The organism is Brevibacillus sp. 1238, from assembly GCF_029892995.1.
Taxonomy (GTDB): domain Bacteria; phylum Bacillota; class Bacilli; order Brevibacillales; family Brevibacillaceae; genus Brevibacillus; species Brevibacillus parabrevis.
Window position 1 is genome coordinate 639,440 of record NZ_JARXWC010000003.1, and the last position, 17,068, is coordinate 656,507.

Genomic DNA, 17,068 nt, shown 5'->3' on the forward strand with positions numbered 1-17,068 from the left:
ATGATCCACATTAGCAACTTGAGCAAATCATACAAAACCGCCAAAGGCGTCATTCCCGTTTTGCAAAACATCGATCTGTTCATCCCCAAGGGCGACATCTTCGGAATCATCGGCTTTTCCGGGGCGGGCAAATCGACCTTGATCCGTTGCTTGAATCGGCTGGAAGAGCCGGATTCGGGCACCATCGAGATCGGGGGAAAAGTGATTACCGATTTGCCGGAGAAGGAGCTGCGGCAGGCGCGGCAAAAAATCGGCATGATTTTTCAGCAATTCAACCTGCTTGACGCGCGCACCGTTTTTCAAAATGTCGCTTTTCCGCTGGAGGTGGCGGGGCATCCGAAGCCGTTCATCCGCGCCCGAGTCCGAGAAATTCTCGACCTGGTGCAGCTTGGCGACAAGGAGAACGTCTATCCGTTTCAGTTGAGCGGCGGGCAAAAGCAGCGCGTCGGCATCGCCCGCGCGCTCGTCAACCAGCCTGATCTGTTGCTCAGCGACGAAGCGACATCCGCTCTCGATCCGCAGACGACTTATTCCATCCTGGAGCTTTTGCGCGAGATCAACCGCCAGCTCAAGCTGACGATCGTGCTCATTACCCACGAGCTGGACGTACTCCAGCATGTGTGCAACAACATGGCGGTAATTGAAAATGGCCGGATCGTCGAAACCGGGACGGTGGAGAAATTTTTCCTCAACCCGGAAAGCGACACGGCGAAGCGCTTCGTCCATATTATCGATCATTACCGGGAGAAGCGGAGCGTAATGGAAGGAGTCGGGGCAGGCATATGAACAACGATCTGATTGACTTGCTCTGGGAAGGGCTATTGGAGACGCTTTACATGGTTTTTTGGTCGTCTTTGTTTGCGCTCGCGATGGGCGTCGTGCTTGGAGTCACGCTGGTTGTTACCGACAAAGGAGGCATTCTCGAAGCGCCGAAGCTGAACAAGGTCATCAGTACCGTAATTAACGGTGTCCGCTCTCTTCCATTGATCATTTTGATCGTCCTGCTGTTGCCTTTGTCGCGCCTGATCGTCGGTACGACGCTTGGGCCAACGGCGGCGATTGTCTCCTTGTCGATCGGTGCCGCTCCTTTTCTCGGACGAATTATCGAAAGCGCGTTGAAAGAAGTGAGCGCCGGGAAGATTGAGGCCGCGAAGGCGGTCGGGGCTACTCCGTTCACGATCATTTTTCGCGTGCTGATTCCCGAGGCGATGCCAGCCCTCGTGCGCGGAATTACGATCGGAATTATCGGGATCACCGAGTTTACGGCTGTAGCAGGGGCGATTGGGGCAGGCGGGCTTGGCAGCCTGGCGATCCGTTTCGGCTATCAGCGCTTTCGCGAGGATGTGCTGATAGCCACAGTCCTGCTCATTATTTTGCTCGTGCAAATCATTCAATGGTCAGGCGATTTGCTCGTCAAATCGATCAACAAGAAGCGGTACAAATTCGAGTAAACAAAGCAAGCGTGACCAAAAAAGAAATCAGAGATTCATCACTAGAGGAGTGGAACGTATGAGAAAAAAAGGTCTTGGGGTCATTTTTAGTGTACTTGTCGCATTCAGCATGGTAGCAGCAGGGTGCGGCTCAGGTTCCGGTTCCGGCGCATCGGGCAGCCAGTCGTCCAGTTCGGCTCCCGCAGCACCAGCCCAGTCCGGCTCCGGGCAGGCGGCAGAACCAGCCAAAGAAGTCACTTTGAAGGTTGGCGCGGCCCCTGTCCCGCACGCGGAAATTTTGGAGTTCGTGAAGCCAAAGCTGAAAGAGCAGGGCGTGAATTTGGAAGTCGTCGTTCTCGATGACGAGGGACAGCTGAATCCGGCTTTGCAAGACAAGCAGATCGACGCGAACTTTTTCCAGCACGTCCCGTATTTGGATTCGATCAAAACCGAAAAAGGCTATGACTTTGCGGTGACGACAAAAGTTCACGTAGAACCGATCGGGTTTTACTCTGACAAGCTCAAATCCAAGGACGAGATTCAGGAAGGGGCGAAGATCGGCATTCCGAACAACCCGTCCAACGAATACCGCGCGTTGATCTTGTTGCAGGAACAAGGCTGGATCAAGCTGAAAGACGGTCTGACAACCTATCAGGCGACGCCAAAGGATATCGCGGAGAATCCGAAAAAACTGGAGTTCATCGAAGCGGAAGCATCCACATTGCCGCGAGTTTTGCCCGACCTCGCTGGCGCGGTGATCAATACAAACGTCGTGCTGGAAGCGAAAATCGATCCGAAGAGCGCTCTGTTCCGGGAAGGGGCGAACTCGCCATACGCCAACGTGATTACGGTTCGCAAAGGCGACGAAAACCGGGACGAGATCAAAAAGCTGGATGCCGTTCTTACTTCACCTGAGGTCAAAAAGTTCATCGAAGACAAATACGGTGTCGCTGTCGTTCCCGCTTTTTAACTGGTCCGGGAGAAGGGAGCAAGTCGACCATGAAGGAAAATCAGCGAGCAAAAGCCATTCGCATCCGCGATGCACGAGGCGAGGATCAGGAGCAGATCAAACAGCATTTGCTCGAAGCGTACACGCAGTACGAGCAGCTGCTGTCGGTAGAGCGATGGACGCGCTACAAGCAGGAGATCGAAGAATCTGCGCAAGGGCGCCAGACGATTGCTTTTCTTGTTGCAGACTGGGGCGATGAAATCGTCGGCAGCGTCCAGTTGTTCGCTTCGGCGCAGTCGGCGTACAATCGGCCTGAGCTGGAAATTCATACGCCGATCATCCGGTTTCTGGCCGTATCGCCAAAAGCGAGAGGAAACAGAATCGCCGAACGGCTGATCGAGGAAGTCGTCCGGCGCTCCCGCGACCTGGGAGCGGCGACCTTGCACCTGCACACGACAGACATGATGGCGGCGGCCGTCAAGCTGTACGAGCGACTCGGATTCGCTCGTGCAGTCGAGAAAGACTTTTTCAACGGGGAAACACACGTCAAAAGCTATTGGCTGCGGCTGGGCGAGGCGAGGGTGGGCTGACGCAGGCAAGCTGAGCAACCAACATAGCGTGTTAGGGAGCGAGTGCTTCGTATCCGGCACCAAATAGCGTGCCAAGGAGTCTTACTCCCAGCCAACACCAAATAGCGCGAAGCTGCGATTATCCCCCATCCCGCACATATGAAAGCCCTGATGAGAGCAAGTCGTCATCAGGGTTGTTTTTTTGCCTGTCTCATTACGTGGGTCAGCTGTACTTGCTCAGCACATCGAAAAATTCCTTTAAAAAGTGGTAAAACAGCTTTTCCGAAGGGGGCAGCTCCCGGTTGTTCGGGATGATGATGCCGACCGTACGCTGGACGAGCGGCTCGCTGATCGGAATTTTGACAGTCTCGCGCGGCACGTTATCCGTCAAGGTCAGCTCAGGCAAAAGCGTGACGCCAAGCCCTGCAGCGACGAGTCCCTTGATCGCGTCAATATCCTCCCCTTCGAAGGCGACTTTGGGAGCGAAGCCCATTTGCGAACAGGCGTTGACCGCGATATTTCGCAAAATAAAACCGGGCGGGAACAGGACGAACGTATCTTCCTGAAGCTGATTCAGTCGCAAATTCGGCTGTTTGGCGAGCGGATGTCTCGCGGGCAGCAGCGCGACGATGTTTTCGGCGAAAAAAATATGGCTGCGCACGTTTTTTTCCTGGGTCGGAACCGGGCCGAGAAAAGCCAGGTCGATCTCGCCGTTGATGACGGAGTCGATCAGCCCCTGATAAGAGCCTTGCTTCAACTGAAAGCCGATATCCGGGTACCTTGCGCGAAAGCCGGAAATGACCGTTGGCAGCGGATTGGCAGCCAGACTGCTCGTAAACCCGACGCGGATCGTCCCGCGCTCCGGATCGAGAAATTCGTCAATTTTTTGCTTGGCTTTTTCGATTTCGCTCACAGCCATTTCCATGTGTTGCAAAAAGATTCTGCCTACGGCTGTCAGCTTGACGTTGCGGCCTTCGCGGATAAACAGGGAGACGCCAAGCTCTTCCTCCAGATTGGCGATCTGCCGGCTCAGCGCAGATTGGGCCACGTGCAAGTTGTGCGAAGCTTCAGTGAAATGCTCGCGTTTGGCTACTTCAATGAAGTATTGAATCTGTCGAAGCTCCATGAAGACCCCCCATTCCCGATCAATCTCGTTTTGAGATTAATATTGAGTAAATTATATATTGTTTGTATCGGTTCACTCAATCTAAAATTGAGTTAACAGAGAGAGCAAGGGAGTGGAGACAAATGACGAGAAATGGAATGCCTGCGAAGCAAGGTTTATACGATCCGATGTTCGAGCACGACGCTTGTGGAATCGGTTTTATTGCCAATTTGAAAGCAAAAGCCACGCATGAGATGGTGCAAAACGGCTTGAAAATTCTTTGCCAGCTGGAGCATCGCGGCGGGCAAGGCAGCGATCCGGAAACGGGTGACGGAGCCGGAATTTTGACGCAAATTCCGCACGCCTTTTTCAAAAAAGCCTGTAAGGAGTTGGGCTTCCAGCTTCCGGCGCAAGGCAAGTACGGCGTGGGCATGCTGTTTATGCCGATGGATGAACAGCTGCGCGAGCAATACGAAGCGAAACTGGCCGCCATTATTGCGGCAGAAGGTCAAAAGCTGCTTGGCTTCCGCACGGTGCCCGTCGATGGGACGAAGATCGGCAAAACGGCCGCAGCCAGCCAGCCTTTTGTCCGTCAGGTGTTTATCGGAGCGAGTGCTGATTTAGCTGACCAGATGGCGTTTGAACGGAAGCTGTACGTCATTCGCAAGCAGATGGAGCAAGCGGCAGGCGAAGGCTTCTACGCAGCGTCCATGTCTTCCCGCACCATCGTCTACAAAGGACTGTTGACTCCAGGACAGCTTGACGCATTTTACCTTGATTTGCAAGAAGATTCGTACACTTCTACTTTTTCCGTGGTGCACTCGCGATTCAGCACGAACACCTTTCCGACGTGGGAGAGAGCGCACCCGAACCGCTATCTGATCCACAACGGGGAAATCAACACGTTGCAGGGCAATGTGAACTGGATGATGGCCCGCGAAAAAATGTTCGAGTCGGCTCTGTTTGGACGCGATCTGGAAAAAGTGGTTCCCGTCATTGATATGCAAGGAAGCGACTCGGCTATCCTCGACAACTGCGTGGAATTTTTCTCGCTGGCTGGCAGATCGTTGCCGCACGTCGCGATGATGATGATTCCCGAACCGTGGGATCAGGATGAGCAGATGGATGAACATAAAAAAGCTTTTTACGAATACCACAGCTGCTTGATGGAACCGTGGGACGGCCCGACCGCCATTTCCTTTACCGATGGCAGACAAATCGGGGCGATCCTCGACCGGAACGGCTTGCGCCCGGCGAGATACTACGTAACGACAGATGACACGATCATTTTCTCGTCGGAAGTAGGCGTACTCGAAGTACCGGAAGAAAAAATCGTGCAAAAAGGACGCCTCAGCCCCGGCCGCATGCTGCTCGTCGATCTGGAGGAAGGCCGCATCGTCTCGGATGAAGAGATCAAGCGGCAAATCGCCAGCGAACAGCCGTACCGCGACTGGGTAAAAACGCAATTGCAGCCGTTGGAACAACTGCCGGCAGCAGGCACTCCCGACGATCTGGCAGGTCAAGAACTGCTGGCGCGCCAAAAGGCATTTGGCTACACGCAGGAAGAGCTGGACAAAATGTTGGCGCCGATGGTCGCAGAACAAAAAGACCCGATCGGCTCGATGGGCGTCGACACGCCGCTCGCTGTGCTGTCAGACCGTCCGCAGCTGCTGTATCATTACTTTAAACAATCGTTCGCGCAAGTTACGAATCCGCCAATCGATTCGCTGCGCGAGGCTTGTGTCACATCGACCCATACGGTTCTCGGGGCGGAAGGCAATCTGTTGGCACCGACCGCAGCCAATTGCCGCAGAATCCGTTTGACCAATCCGCTTTTGTCCAATCAGCAGCTGGCACAGCTTCGCGCCAATCCGTACCAAGAGTTCAAGGCGAAGACGTTGCCGATTCTTTTCAAGGCAGACGGCGGAGATCGCGCGCTGGAGGAAGCGCTGGAAGGCTTGTTTGCCGAAGCGGATGAGGCGATTGCAGCTGGATACACCTTGTTGATCTTGTCTGACCGCGGCTTGAACGCCGACTGGGCGGCGATTCCGGCTTTGCTTGCTGCAAGCGGCTTGCATCACCATCTGGTACGCCAGGGAACCCGCACGAAAGCCAGCCTGATCGTCGAATCGGGCGAACCGCGCGACGTGCATCAATTCGCCATGCTGATCGGCTACGGCGCGGATGCTGTCAACCCGTACGTTGCGATTGCCTCCGTGCTCGACCTGATCACTGCTGGCAAGCTGAAAGAAGTGACGGTCGAGGAAGCGATTGAGGCTTACTTGCAAACGGCGATCGAAGGCGTCGTCAAGGTCATGTCGAAAATGGGCATTTCCACGATCCAAAGCTATCGCGGCGCGCAAATTTTTGAAGCGGTCGGCATTCATTCCGCTGTCATCGACCGTTACTTTACCCGCACGCCTTCGCAAATCTCGGGCATCTCGCTCGATGTGATCGCCCAGGAGACGCTGCTCCGCCACGCGCAAGCCTTTTCGCCAGAACATTCCGAAGAAAAGCTCGACGCAGGCAGCGACTTCCAATTCCGGCGCGACGGCGAGTATCATCTGTTCAATCCGAAAACCGTGCACGCTTTGCAAAAAGCATGCCGCGAAGGCAGCTACGAGCAGTACAAAATTTACGCCGAAATGGCGGGGGAGCAGCCGTTTTCCGCTTTGCGCCACCTGCTCGATTTCCAATCGGATCGCAAGCCGATTCCGTTGAATGAAGTCGAATCGGTAGACTCGATTGTCCACCGCTTCAAAACGGGCGCGATGTCCTACGGCTCGCTGAGCAAGGAAGCGCACGAGACGCTGGCGATTGCCATGAACCGTCTGGGAGCGAAAAGCAACAGCGGTGAAGGGGGAGAAGACCCGACCCGTTACACGACGGATGAAAACGGAGACTTGCGCCGCAGCGCCATCAAGCAGGTCGCTTCCGGACGATTTGGCGTATCCAGCCACTATTTGGTCAATGCTTCCGAAATCCAGATCAAAATGGCGCAAGGAGCGAAGCCAGGGGAAGGCGGACAGCTTCCAGGCAGCAAGGTGTACCCGTGGATTGCCGAAGTGCGCGGCTCGACGCCAGGTGTCGGACTGATTTCGCCGCCGCCTCACCACGACATTTACTCGATTGAGGATCTTGCGCAACTGATTTTCGACTTGAAAAACGCCAATCCGCGCGCTCGCATCAGCGTGAAGCTCGTGTCCAAGGCAGGCGTCGGAACGATTGCCGCCGGGGTGGCAAAAGGCTTGGCAGACGTCATTGTCATCAGCGGTCACGACGGAGGGACGGGTGCCTCGCCGAAATCGAGCATCAAGCACGCTGGCTTGCCGTGGGAGCTGGGCTTGGCGGAAACGCATCAGACGCTGTTGCTCAACCAGCTGCGAGATCGCGTCGTGCTGGAGACAGACGGCAAGCTCATGACCGGCCGCGACGTCGTCATCGCTGCCTTGCTCGGAGCGGAAGAGTTCGGTTTCGCGACGGCTCCGCTCGTCTCCATCGGTTGCGTCATGGCCCGTGTTTGCCATCTGGATACGTGCCCGGTCGGGGTTGCCACGCAAAACCCCGAGCTGCGCAAACGCTTCAAGGGCGATCCGCAGCACGCCGTCAACTTCATGCGCCTCGTCGCTCGCGAAGTGCGCGAAATCATGGCCCAGCTCGGTTTCCGCTCCATCGAAGCGATGATTGGCCAGAGCCAGATTCTCACCGTAAGCGAAAGAACGAAAGCGCACTGGAAAGCGAAACATATCGACCTGTCCGCACTTTTGTTCCAGCCAGCCGTCTCCGCCGAGGTCGGCAGATACCATCAGCGCAACCAAGATCACAAGCTGGAGGAGACGCTGGATCGCCAAAGCTTGCTCGCATTGTGCAAGCCAGCGCTGGAAAAACAAAAACACATCCAGGCAAGGCTGCCGATCAGCAACACAAACCGCGTCGTCGGGACGATCCTTGGCAGCGAAGTGACGAGAAGATACGGTCTGCACGGCTTGCCGGAAGATACGATTCGCCTGGACTTCTACGGTTCGGCTGGTCAAAGCTTCGGCGCATTCGTTCCGCGCGGCATTACGTTGCAGCTGGAAGGCGATGCGAACGACTACGTCGGCAAAGGGCTGTCTGGCGGAAAAATCGTCGTCGCGCCAGCGAAAAAGAGCCTTTTTGCCCCTGAGCGCAACATGATCATCGGAAACGTCGCCTTCTACGGCGCGACCTCTGGCGAAGCGTACATCAACGGCCTGGCAGGCGAGCGCTTCTGCGTGAGAAACAGTGGTGTCACCGCCGTTGTCGAAGGTGTCGGCGACCATGGCTGCGAGTATATGACCGGAGGACGTGTCGTGGTGCTCGGTCAGGTCGGCAAAAACTTTGCGGCGGGCATGTCGGGCGGAACCGCCTACGTGCTGGCAGAAGACAAAGCGGCTTTTGCGGCAACTTGCAATCAGGAAATGGTTCTTTTGGAAAAGCTGGACGACCAGAACGAGATTGCCGCTGTCAAAAAACTGCTGGAAAATCACGTTGCTTTCACAGGAAGTCCGCTGGCAAAAGCACTCTTGGATCAATGGCAGCAAACCGTCGCCAAGTTCGTCAAAGTAATTCCAAAGGACTACAAGCAAATCGTCTTGACGATGGAAGAGCTGGAGAAATCCGGAATGAAGCGCCAGGAAGCGATCTTGGCCGCATTCGAAATGAACCAAAAGAAGAGCGAACAAAAAGCAAAAGCACCGAAAAAAAAGGAGCCTGAGCAAGTCGGCGTGTCGGTAGGGCAATAAATTCGCTCCGGCAATAAATTCGCTCTGGCAATAAATAGGAAGGAAAGCGGCAACTCGGGAGACGGGTTGCCGTTTTTGGCTTTTCATTTTGAGAAAAAAGAACCGGAACGAGTGCACTTTTAAGGTCTAATGTCCTATGAATGTGGTTTCTATATTTGTCGATTTTTATAAAGTGTGTAAAAATATCCAAAGAAAGGGAATTGATTGATGAAAGCACCACTCTCGATTAAAATCATCCAGGGATTTATGCTCTTGCAAATTTTTGTCCTGGTAAGCCTGTACGTAATCGTGGAACTGGCCGATCCGATGAACCTCAGCCATTGGGCGAGCAAAATCGTCTTTCGAATGGTCGATATGCCACAGGACATGCTGGAGCAAAGCTATGTATTGGGCAGGTTAAAAGGCATGTTGACGTTTCCGTTATTTTTCACGTCTCTGCTCGCGCTTTTTATCAAACTGCGAATGTTGAAAACGTCAATCGGGTGCATCATTTTGATCATGTTGCTGGATGTAAGTAAAGGAACGTTTTTGGTTGCCATCGTCTATTTGGTTATTTTATTGGTGCTGCTCAACAACAAGCAAGCGAAAGTGTATTTTCAGCAGAAGCGAAAAACCAAGGCGGCCGAAGCTGCATAAATGCGCATAAAAACAGGACATTCTTCCAAGAGCTGCTGGAGGGAATGTCTTGTTTCATTATATATGCGATATCTCTTGCTACACAACCAAGCTCCAAGCCATGATCAACAAATAGCAATCACTGAGCAGCATCATTTATCTCAGCCATGGGAGAGCCGATGGACTCCATATGTAAGCGCCAAGAAACATTTTTGGCCGCATTCGAAATGAACGAGAAGAAGAATGAGCAAACAGGTCCGAAAAGAGGCGCCTGAGCAAATCCCTCCTCCTCCCTGGTAGAAAAGGTGGAAAAGCAAAGGCTGAGATCCGGAAAAGAGGGACTTTAGTATCATGGAATATTTTAACATATATGTCGATTTAAAAATGAAGTTACAAAAACATGCATCTGTTAAACATAGTCGTTTGGGAATCGGAGAGAAAGGAGGGAGCATAGCAAATGCAGGCAACAGATGGCGTCATGACCTATCACGATTTGCAAGTCGTCTGGCCGTATGGGCCGATCCGGCTGGACAGCCTGACATTTTTGCATCAGACGGGCACGCATGCGACTTTGCGCCTGACCGGAATCGTCCCGGAAGACAAAGAAGAGGAAATCATCCATCTGGCCAGCAACCACGACGGCATCGGGCTGTACGGGAAACAGGGCGCGGCGAAAAAGCCGATTTTCATGGGCCGCTTGCAGCATGTGGAGATCAAAGTCGTCCGGGATATTCATTACGTGACGATTCAGGCGATTTCCCATACATACGCGATGGACTTGAGTCCGAAAACGCGCTCTTTTCAACAGGTAGACCGCCTGTACCGGGATGTCGTCGAGGAAGCTTTGTCCGTCTATCCGGGCGGGGATTTCATCGACCAAGCTTTTGACGAGAAAAAGCAAGGCAAGTTCATCATGCAGTACGAGGAGACGGACTGGACCTTTGTCAGGCGCATCGCTTCGCATGTGGGAGCCGTCCTCGTCCCGGATGTCAGTGACCACAAGGTGCGTTTCTGGATCGGAATGCCAGAGGGACGCAAGCAAATCAAGCTGGAAGCGGCTCCGTACGAGGTCAACCGGGCGATTGCGCCATATATGAAAAAAGCGGCGAACGGCGCATCCTCGCTGTCCGAATACCAGTACACGACGTACACCTTCGCTCACGACGAGTGGCTGCACATCGGCGATGAGGTGCAGCGTGACGGCCGGACGTTTGTCATCACGAAGGTTACCGCAACGCTGGAGCAGGGACTGTTGAAGTGGACCTATGTGTGCGCTGTGCCTGAATCGGTCAAACAGACGAAGCTGTACAACTCCGCGATCATCGGCGCAGCCATCGACGGCAAAATCATTCAGGTTGGCCGCAACCAGGTCAAAATTCACTTGAATATGGACCAAAAACAAGACGCAAGCAAAGCCCAATGGTTCCCGTACGCCGCAGAAGGCAACCAGATTTTATACCTCATGCCAGAGCTCGGTTCCAAGGTCAAGCTGTACTTCCCTGGTGCCGAAGAGGACGACGGCATGGTCATGAACTCCGTGCGCCACGCCCCGCAAGGCGAAGCCGTCCAGAAGCAAGCGGAAAAAATGCAGGACCCGGGGGTCAAATCGTTCGGCAACCCCCAAGGCAAAGAGTTCACGCTGGGCGACAAAGAGCTGACGATGACGGCGCAGGAGGGCATGCTGTACATCTCCATGAATAAGGATGCGGGTGTCAGTTTGCATAGTGCGTCGCAGGTGCGGATTCAAGGAAAGGGCGCCGTGAGCCTGAGCGGTGCGGCTGTTCATTTGTCCGGCACAGAAGGATTGACGGTCAAAACGGCAGGAGATGCCCTAGAGTTAATCGAAGAAGCAAATGCGAGCAGTGAAAACATTCAGCTGGAAGCGAGTGCCCGGCATTCTTTTCCGCAACTGTTAAGTGCGTTTGAGCAGGATGTAGCGGCCAACGGGATTCTTGCGGTCATGGCGAAACGCACCTTGGACAATCAGATCGCAGAGGTGGAAGGGAAGTTTGCGGCCTTTGGGGATACGTTGGCTGGTTTGTGGAGGGCAGTAGTCGACGCGGGAGATCTTGCCGTGACCGGATTGTATGCAGCTGTAGGCAAGGATTCTGCTGATTTGTATCAATCTGTGAGCGGAAAAGAATTCGGTTCGCTGACCGAGAGGAACAATCTGGCCAAGGGCGCGGTGGAAGCGGCCACCAACGCAGTCGAATACGTAGAGAAAGTGGCCTCAGGCCAAAAAACGGCACTGGATGTACTGGGAGATGCAGGGGGAGCCGTCATCTCGACGGTGAAAGAATACACCGAACCCTTCATGAAAGAAGGGGAGTACCGACAGGAGAATTTGCACGGTGGTCTGTGGACTCGTTCGATAGAAGACAGCTATCAAAAAGGGAGAAACGAATATCAGAAAGACCTGATCATGGCGGAAGCACTCATGAACGCTTACAGTTTTGGAGGCGGGTCAGTTGTTCTAAAGGCCGAGAAATTCATAGCCAAGCAGGAGGGGGAAAGAGGTACAAAGAATTCTCATGGCGATGTCGATTCCGACGGTGGAAAAGGCAAAGGCGGCTCCTTGCATGGTTCTGACAAAAATGATGGGCTGGAAGGAGCACCGCTCAAGGACGGGAAGCTCAAGACGAAGGCCGAGTTGCCGGTTGATGTGTTGAAGGACTTGGATTTGATAAAGGAAAAATTTCAGCTTGGCATGTTGGCACAAGTCTTGAAGAAGACCGGTATGAAAGTGGAGATGGTCGATCCGGTTACTAGGCAAAGCTTTTGGTCTTGGGACAAAGAGGCGATGGTTTCTCACTTTAGAAAAACAGAAAATGGAAATGGGCGGCAAAATGTGGGCACGTCAAAGGGCCATGTCAATGAGGCTCCTCGTAAGGACATTCCACATGAAACAACGCCGCCAAAAGGAGGAAAGGCAAGCGGAGATTCCGGGCATTCTCAGCATGATGAGCCAGTTACTGATAAGGGGACGAGAGCTAATAAAAATGAGCCTCATGAGAAGGAGAAAGTGGGGGCTGAAGGAGCGGGTAACCTTTTCAATACACTGGAGAATTTAGGGCTTAATACTTCAAAGAATGAGGTTCGTGCTAAAAACTTGCGAGCTGTAGGTGTAACAGAAGAGAACATCATTAAAGCAATTCAAAGTGGAATAAACTCTTCTGCGTTTATTCAAAAGAAAATTTTAAACTTGAATGAATTTAAATATCTTAATGCCGAACAGCGAAGTGCGATAATTTCAGCAATTAATGATGGTAGAGTTGATATTTCTAAATGGGCGGGTAAAATATCAGGGGAACTAGATGGATTAACTCGAGAAGAATGGTTGGCAATCGATAAATTAATTGGGAACGGGAAGGATGTTTATAGAATTCCTGAAAACGCAAAGGAAAAGGTAGCTGATTTTGTAGTTGATGAAGTTAAGGTGGAGTTCAAAGGTTTACTTACCGACACATTTGAAGGTATTGAAAGTAAGGCATTTAAATACGCTAGAGAGAGTTTCATGCCGTTACCTGCAGGTAAAAACGCAGATTCGCTGGTGTTGGATGTTTCTTCAAATGGTCAGAAGATTACTCTTGAACAAGCGAGTAATATTGCAAATAAAATTAAGGAGAGATTCCCAAACAAGACTATTGAAATATGGACATCAGACGGGGATGTCATTAAGTAGGGGGATGCAATGAGAAAGACATGCAAGTGTGGAGTAATTCTGTCGGACACAATAGTGCCTAATAATGTAGTTTTTTGGACTTATAAGGCAACTGAAAGAAATCAACTTATTAAAAATTTTGAAGGAGAATTTACTGATCTAACTCAAATTGCAATTTGGTACTGTGAGGAATGTAAACGAATTTACTATTGGGGTGACGACGGAAAAGTATATACGTATGCACTAAGAAACAAAGAAGTGTTAGACTATCCCAATATAGACTGGGAAAGTGATAAGGAATTGTACTATTCTTTTAATGATTTTGAGGAAAAAGAAATAAGAAATGAACTGAAGGGAACAGGTGAACTTACTGTCCCAAGGAAAATAAAAGTACTAGAAAATAGAAATGAAATTGCGATTAAGTCAAGTGAACATGGAACTATAAAGCTATATAAGCTAGAAAATGTTGAATAGATGTAATAGCAAATTGTAAAGAGCGTAAGGTGCAATTAACTAAGGTCTGTCAAAAGTTTTGTGTAAACATGTTTACAACTCCAACAACAAGACCATACAAGACAACCAACAAACCAAACACTAAAAAATTTGACAACCATACTTGATTAACTTTCAAAAGCTCTTTCCCACTTGAATCATGAGTAGGAATGAGCTTTTTTGTCATACAGGAGCAAATATGGAGTGCCTTTGAGCAAGATGTAGCGGCCAACGGGATTCTTGCGGTCATGGCGAAACGCACCTGGGATAACCAGATCGCAGAGGTGGAAGGGAAGTTTGCGGCCTTTGGGGATACGTTGGCTGGTTTGTGGGGGGCGGCGGTAGACGCGGGCGACCTGGTTGTGACAGGTGTTTTGGGAGGCGATGACGCCCAAAGCTTGTATGAGTTTGTGAGCGGTTCCGAAGTCGGTTCGCTGACCGAGAGGAACAATCTGGCCAAAGGAGCGGTGGAAGTCGCCACGAACACAGCCGAATATGTAGAGAACGTGGCTTCAGGCAAAAAATCATGGCAGGACGTAGCCCAAGATGCAGGCGACGCAGCCGTCTCGATCGGGACAGGATTATACAACGATTACATCGACCCTTTTGTGAAAGACGAGAAGTACAAACAAGATAATTTGCACGGCGGTCTGTGGACCCGCTCGGTCGACGAAAGCTACGCAAAAGGGCAAAACGAATTTAAGAAAGACATGGTCGTAGCGGAAGCCGTACTGACGGTGTATAGCGGTGGAATGGGCACAGCAGCATTAAAAGGCGGCAAATCGGTGGCGAAGTTGGATGTGGACGCGCCGCATGGCAAGCAACCCCATACAGATGTGGATGAGGACGGCGGAAAAGGGAGAGGCGGTCTCTTGCACGGGTCCGGTGTAGATGACCTGCTGGAAGGCGCGCCCCTCAAGGACGGGAAGCTCAAGACGAAGGCCGAGCTATTTGATGGTGTGTTGAAGGATTTGGATTTGATAAAGGAAAAGTTTCAGCTTGGTATGTTGGAACAAGTCCTGGAGAAGGTCGGCATTAAAGCGATGGTCGAACCTATGACGGGGCAAGGCTCAGGAAAGCCAACCAAACACGTAGGTTATCATGATTGGGATAACCAAACGAGTCATGCAGGCCTACCTGACAAGAAAGGAACAGAAGCGAAGCTGGCAACATCTCTTAACCCGGCCTTCTCAAAAAGAAATACAGAACCTCATGCTTCAGGAACACAAGCCGTACAGGCAAACAAACTGCCGGATAAAAATACCCCGAACGAAAATGTGTTGCCAAAGGTAGCAAACGGAGACACATGGTATTCGAATTATTCTTCGGTGAAGAAGAACGATGGTGGTGGTACTAGCAAAGGGAATCTACCAGAGAAGGATAAGCCGAATGCTGGGGGACTGGTAATGTTGTTACAAGAGCTCAAAAAATCGATTTAGCTACTAGTGTGCTTAGAGACCAACTTGATAAACATATAGATTTTATCAAAAAGGGAGGATTGAGAAAGCCATTAATAGCTCCAAACATTGGTGGGGGCAAGTACGTTCCAAAGGTTGTAACGGCAGCAATTGATATTGAAGTACCGGATATAGTTCACTTTGGTTATAATGGCAGGAGAGAGGGGCAATTTAATCCAAGTGTAAAAGAGTTACATGAGGATCTGGAAAAATTAATTAATAAAATTAAGGAAAGGGCAAAAAATGACCCCAATAATGAATACAGGTCTAAAGAAAGTTATGAAGATTGGGATGTTGAAAACTGCGCAGAAGTACAGGCTGTGAATTTAGCACTTCATAATGGCGCAAAAATGGAAAATATCTTAATACGTACAGTATATGGTAACAGTGGAGAACTTAAAGATCTATGTAATAACTGTAATAAAACATTTGAAAATTTTCTAATCGATTTAATTAACTTGAAGGGGGAATAGCTTCTACATGCTATCAGATAAAGCCTTAGATGTATTGATTCGATCAGGATGGTATGAAGGAAGAAAAATAGATATAAAAGAAACAATTAGTTTTTTAGAAACAAGAGGTTTCACAATATTTTCATGTGTAGAAAAACTGCTAGAAGAGTTCGGGGGAATAGAATATCTTTATACAAAGAAAGACGGAACTATAGAGTCTTTTCACTTTATCCCTGAAACTGCGCTAGGTGACATTCTGGAAAGAGAAGATTTTTCAGAATTCGAATATTGGTTTCAAGAACCACTTGTAATTATTGGAGAGGCATATCGACGTAACATGAATTTGTTTATGTCTGCTAGTGGTATAGTTTATGGGGAGTATGGCGGATATGATCTGTATAAGTTTGGTAACAACATTTACGAAGCCCTAGAAACGCTGTGCATGCCTAAACCTGCCGAAAAAATAAAAAACCCAAGTCTATCATAGGAGTCTGTTAGATTCTGTAAAATATTTTGTGTAGACTTGTTTACAATTCCTACAATACAACAAGCTAAACACTAAACCATTCAAACGCTTGATAAGCTTTAAAAAGCTCTTTCTACTTGAATCATGAGTAGGAATGAGCTTTTTTGGCATGTAGAAAATAAAAGATAAAGCAATCAGGCATTATACTTCATGCCAGAACTTAAGCGATACTTCCCAGGGGCAGAAGAGAACGATCGCATGGTCATGAACTCCGTTCGCCACGCTCCGCAAGGCGAAGCCGTCCAGAAGCAAGCGGAAAAAATGCAGGACCCGGGGGTCAAATCGTTCGGCAACCCCCAAGGCAAAGAGTTTACGCTGGGCGACAAAGAGCTGACGATGACGGCGCAGGAGGGCATGCTGTACATCTCCATGAATAAGGATGCGGGCGTCAGTTTCAATAGTGCGTCGCAGGTGCGGATTCAGGCAATCGGAGGACTGAGCTTGCATGGGGCTGCGGTTACCTTGACCGGATCGGAAGGTCTGTCCATAAAGACGATCGTAGACCATATGGGACTGCAAGAAGAGATTAGCGCCAGCAGTGAGGAAATCAAGCTGGACGCCACCACGCGCAGAAGCTTTCCCCACCTGTGGAGCGCCTTTGAAGAAAAAGTGCAGTCCATAGGAGTGGACGGGATCATAAAAGAGCGAATCCAGGCAAACATGGACGCGGAAGTGCGAGTCACGAAAGAGTTTTGGTCGGAAAACATGTCGGCATTTTGGGCGGCCACTGTCGATACAGCGGACATCGTTTTTTCCACGTTATCCTTCGGGTATTCCGAGAACGTGTATGAATGGGCAAGCGGGAAAGAGGTAGGCTCATTAACGGAGCGCAATCTCATGGTACAAGGACTCCAGAAAACCGCAGAGGATGCCTTTACGTACGCAGAAAAGGTGATTACGGGGGAAAAGTCAAAACTGGAAGTGGCAGGAGATGCGCTCGATGCAGGGCGGGGAATTCTAAAGGAAGCAGTTGAACCTTTTATAGAAGAAGCGCAGTACTTGATCGAGGATGCCAAAGGCGGCAAGTGGACCCGTTCGATTGAAGAGAG

General features: G+C 50.8%; 12 protein-coding genes and 1 pseudogene. 12 read left to right on the forward strand and 1 reads right to left on the reverse strand.

The window, feature by feature from the left end:
* Genes M2298_RS10785 through M2298_RS10800 form a run of 4 tightly spaced genes read left to right on the forward strand, consistent with a single transcriptional unit; the run spans window position 1 to window position 2,969 of the window.
* The gene (locus tag M2298_RS10785; protein WP_122965451.1) at window positions 1-786 is read left to right on the forward strand and encodes a methionine ABC transporter ATP-binding protein; all 786 of its coding nucleotides are present in this window, start codon (window positions 1-3) and stop codon (window positions 784-786) included.
* The gene (locus M2298_RS10790; RefSeq protein WP_122965452.1) at window positions 783-1,451 is read left to right on the forward strand and encodes a methionine ABC transporter permease; all 669 of its coding nucleotides are present in this window, start codon (window positions 783-785) and stop codon (window positions 1,449-1,451) included. Before M2298_RS10785 ends, M2298_RS10790 begins: the two co-directional genes overlap by 4 nt.
* Before the next feature lie 58 nt (window positions 1,452-1,509).
* Window positions 1,510-2,400 carry a MetQ/NlpA family ABC transporter substrate-binding protein gene (locus M2298_RS10795; protein ID WP_122965453.1) on the forward strand — a complete coding sequence of 297 codons (891 nt, stop codon included), beginning with the start codon at window positions 1,510-1,512 and terminating at the stop codon, window positions 2,398-2,400.
* A gap of 29 nt (window positions 2,401-2,429) precedes the next feature.
* Window positions 2,430-2,969 carry a GNAT family N-acetyltransferase gene (locus tag M2298_RS10800; RefSeq protein ID WP_173599514.1) on the forward strand — a complete coding sequence of 180 codons (540 nt, stop codon included), beginning with the start codon at window positions 2,430-2,432 and terminating at the stop codon, window positions 2,967-2,969.
* 202 nt (window positions 2,970-3,171) lie between these two features.
* On the opposite strand, the gene gltC is transcribed toward M2298_RS10800, so the two are convergent.
* The gene (gene gltC / locus M2298_RS10805) at window positions 3,172-4,074 is read right to left on the reverse strand and encodes a glutamate biosynthesis transcriptional regulator GltC (protein ID WP_122965455.1); all 903 of its coding nucleotides are present in this window, start codon (window positions 4,072-4,074) and stop codon (window positions 3,172-3,174) included.
* Between the two features lie 122 nt (window positions 4,075-4,196).
* Here gltC and gltB point away from each other — a divergent pair, with 122 nt between their 5' ends.
* From gltB to M2298_RS10845, 8 genes and pseudogenes are all read left to right on the forward strand, one after another.
* Window positions 4,197-8,816, forward strand: a complete 4,620-nt coding sequence (gltB, locus tag M2298_RS10810) for a glutamate synthase large subunit (RefSeq protein ID WP_280648497.1) — start codon at window positions 4,197-4,199, stop codon at window positions 8,814-8,816.
* 207 nt (window positions 8,817-9,023) lie between these two features.
* A complete protein-coding gene (locus tag M2298_RS10815; RefSeq protein ID WP_122965457.1) occupies window positions 9,024-9,452 on the forward strand; it encodes a hypothetical protein in 429 nt (142 codons plus the stop codon).
* Window positions 9,453-9,888: 436 nt separating this feature from the next.
* Complete coding sequence (locus tag M2298_RS10820; RefSeq protein ID WP_280648498.1) at window positions 9,889-13,113, forward strand: late control protein; 3,225 nt, start codon at window positions 9,889-9,891, stop codon at window positions 13,111-13,113.
* A 9-nt stretch (window positions 13,114-13,122) separates the two neighbouring features.
* Entirely contained in the window at window positions 13,123-13,566 is a 444-nt protein-coding gene (locus tag M2298_RS10825) for a hypothetical protein (protein ID WP_173598269.1), read from the forward strand.
* A 188-nt stretch (window positions 13,567-13,754) separates the two neighbouring features.
* Entirely contained in the window at window positions 13,755-15,023 is a 1,269-nt protein-coding gene (locus tag M2298_RS10830; protein WP_173598270.1) for a hypothetical protein, read from the forward strand.
* A gap of 59 nt (window positions 15,024-15,082) precedes the next feature.
* On the forward strand, window positions 15,083-15,514 hold the full coding sequence (locus tag M2298_RS10835; protein ID WP_173598271.1) for a hypothetical protein: 432 nt from the start codon (window positions 15,083-15,085) through the stop codon (window positions 15,512-15,514).
* A gap of 7 nt (window positions 15,515-15,521) precedes the next feature.
* Window positions 15,522-15,980: an SUKH-3 domain-containing protein gene (locus M2298_RS10840; RefSeq protein WP_122965459.1), complete on the forward strand. Its 459-nt coding sequence runs from the start codon at window positions 15,522-15,524 to the stop codon at window positions 15,978-15,980.
* A gap of 189 nt (window positions 15,981-16,169) precedes the next feature.
* Window positions 16,170-17,068 (forward strand): annotated as a pseudogene (locus M2298_RS10845) (late control protein); the annotation flags it as partial.

Bases quoted from the DNA above. Each gene is read 5' to 3' on its own strand.
- M2298_RS10795 (WP_122965453.1), top strand. From the start codon at position 1,510: ATGAGAAAAAAAGGTCTTGGGGTCATTTTTAGTGTACTTGTCGCATTC.
- M2298_RS10820 (WP_280648498.1), top strand. From the start codon at position 9,889: ATGCAGGCAACAGATGGCGTCATGACCTATCACGATTTGCAAGTCGTC.
- gltC (WP_122965455.1), bottom strand. From the start codon at position 4,074: ATGGAGCTTCGACAGATTCAATACTTCATTGAAGTAGCCAAACGCGAG.
- M2298_RS10830 (WP_173598270.1), top strand. From the start codon at position 13,755: ATGAGCTTTTTTGTCATACAGGAGCAAATATGGAGTGCCTTTGAGCAA.
- M2298_RS10800 (WP_173599514.1), top strand. From the start codon at position 2,430: ATGAAGGAAAATCAGCGAGCAAAAGCCATTCGCATCCGCGATGCACGA.
- gltB (WP_280648497.1), top strand. From the start codon at position 4,197: ATGACGAGAAATGGAATGCCTGCGAAGCAAGGTTTATACGATCCGATG.
- M2298_RS10815 (WP_122965457.1), top strand. From the start codon at position 9,024: ATGAAAGCACCACTCTCGATTAAAATCATCCAGGGATTTATGCTCTTG.
- M2298_RS10825 (WP_173598269.1), top strand. From the start codon at position 13,123: ATGAGAAAGACATGCAAGTGTGGAGTAATTCTGTCGGACACAATAGTG.
- M2298_RS10790 (WP_122965452.1), top strand. From the start codon at position 783: ATGAACAACGATCTGATTGACTTGCTCTGGGAAGGGCTATTGGAGACG.
- M2298_RS10785 (WP_122965451.1), top strand. From the start codon at position 1: ATGATCCACATTAGCAACTTGAGCAAATCATACAAAACCGCCAAAGGC.
- M2298_RS10840 (WP_122965459.1), top strand. From the start codon at position 15,522: ATGCTATCAGATAAAGCCTTAGATGTATTGATTCGATCAGGATGGTAT.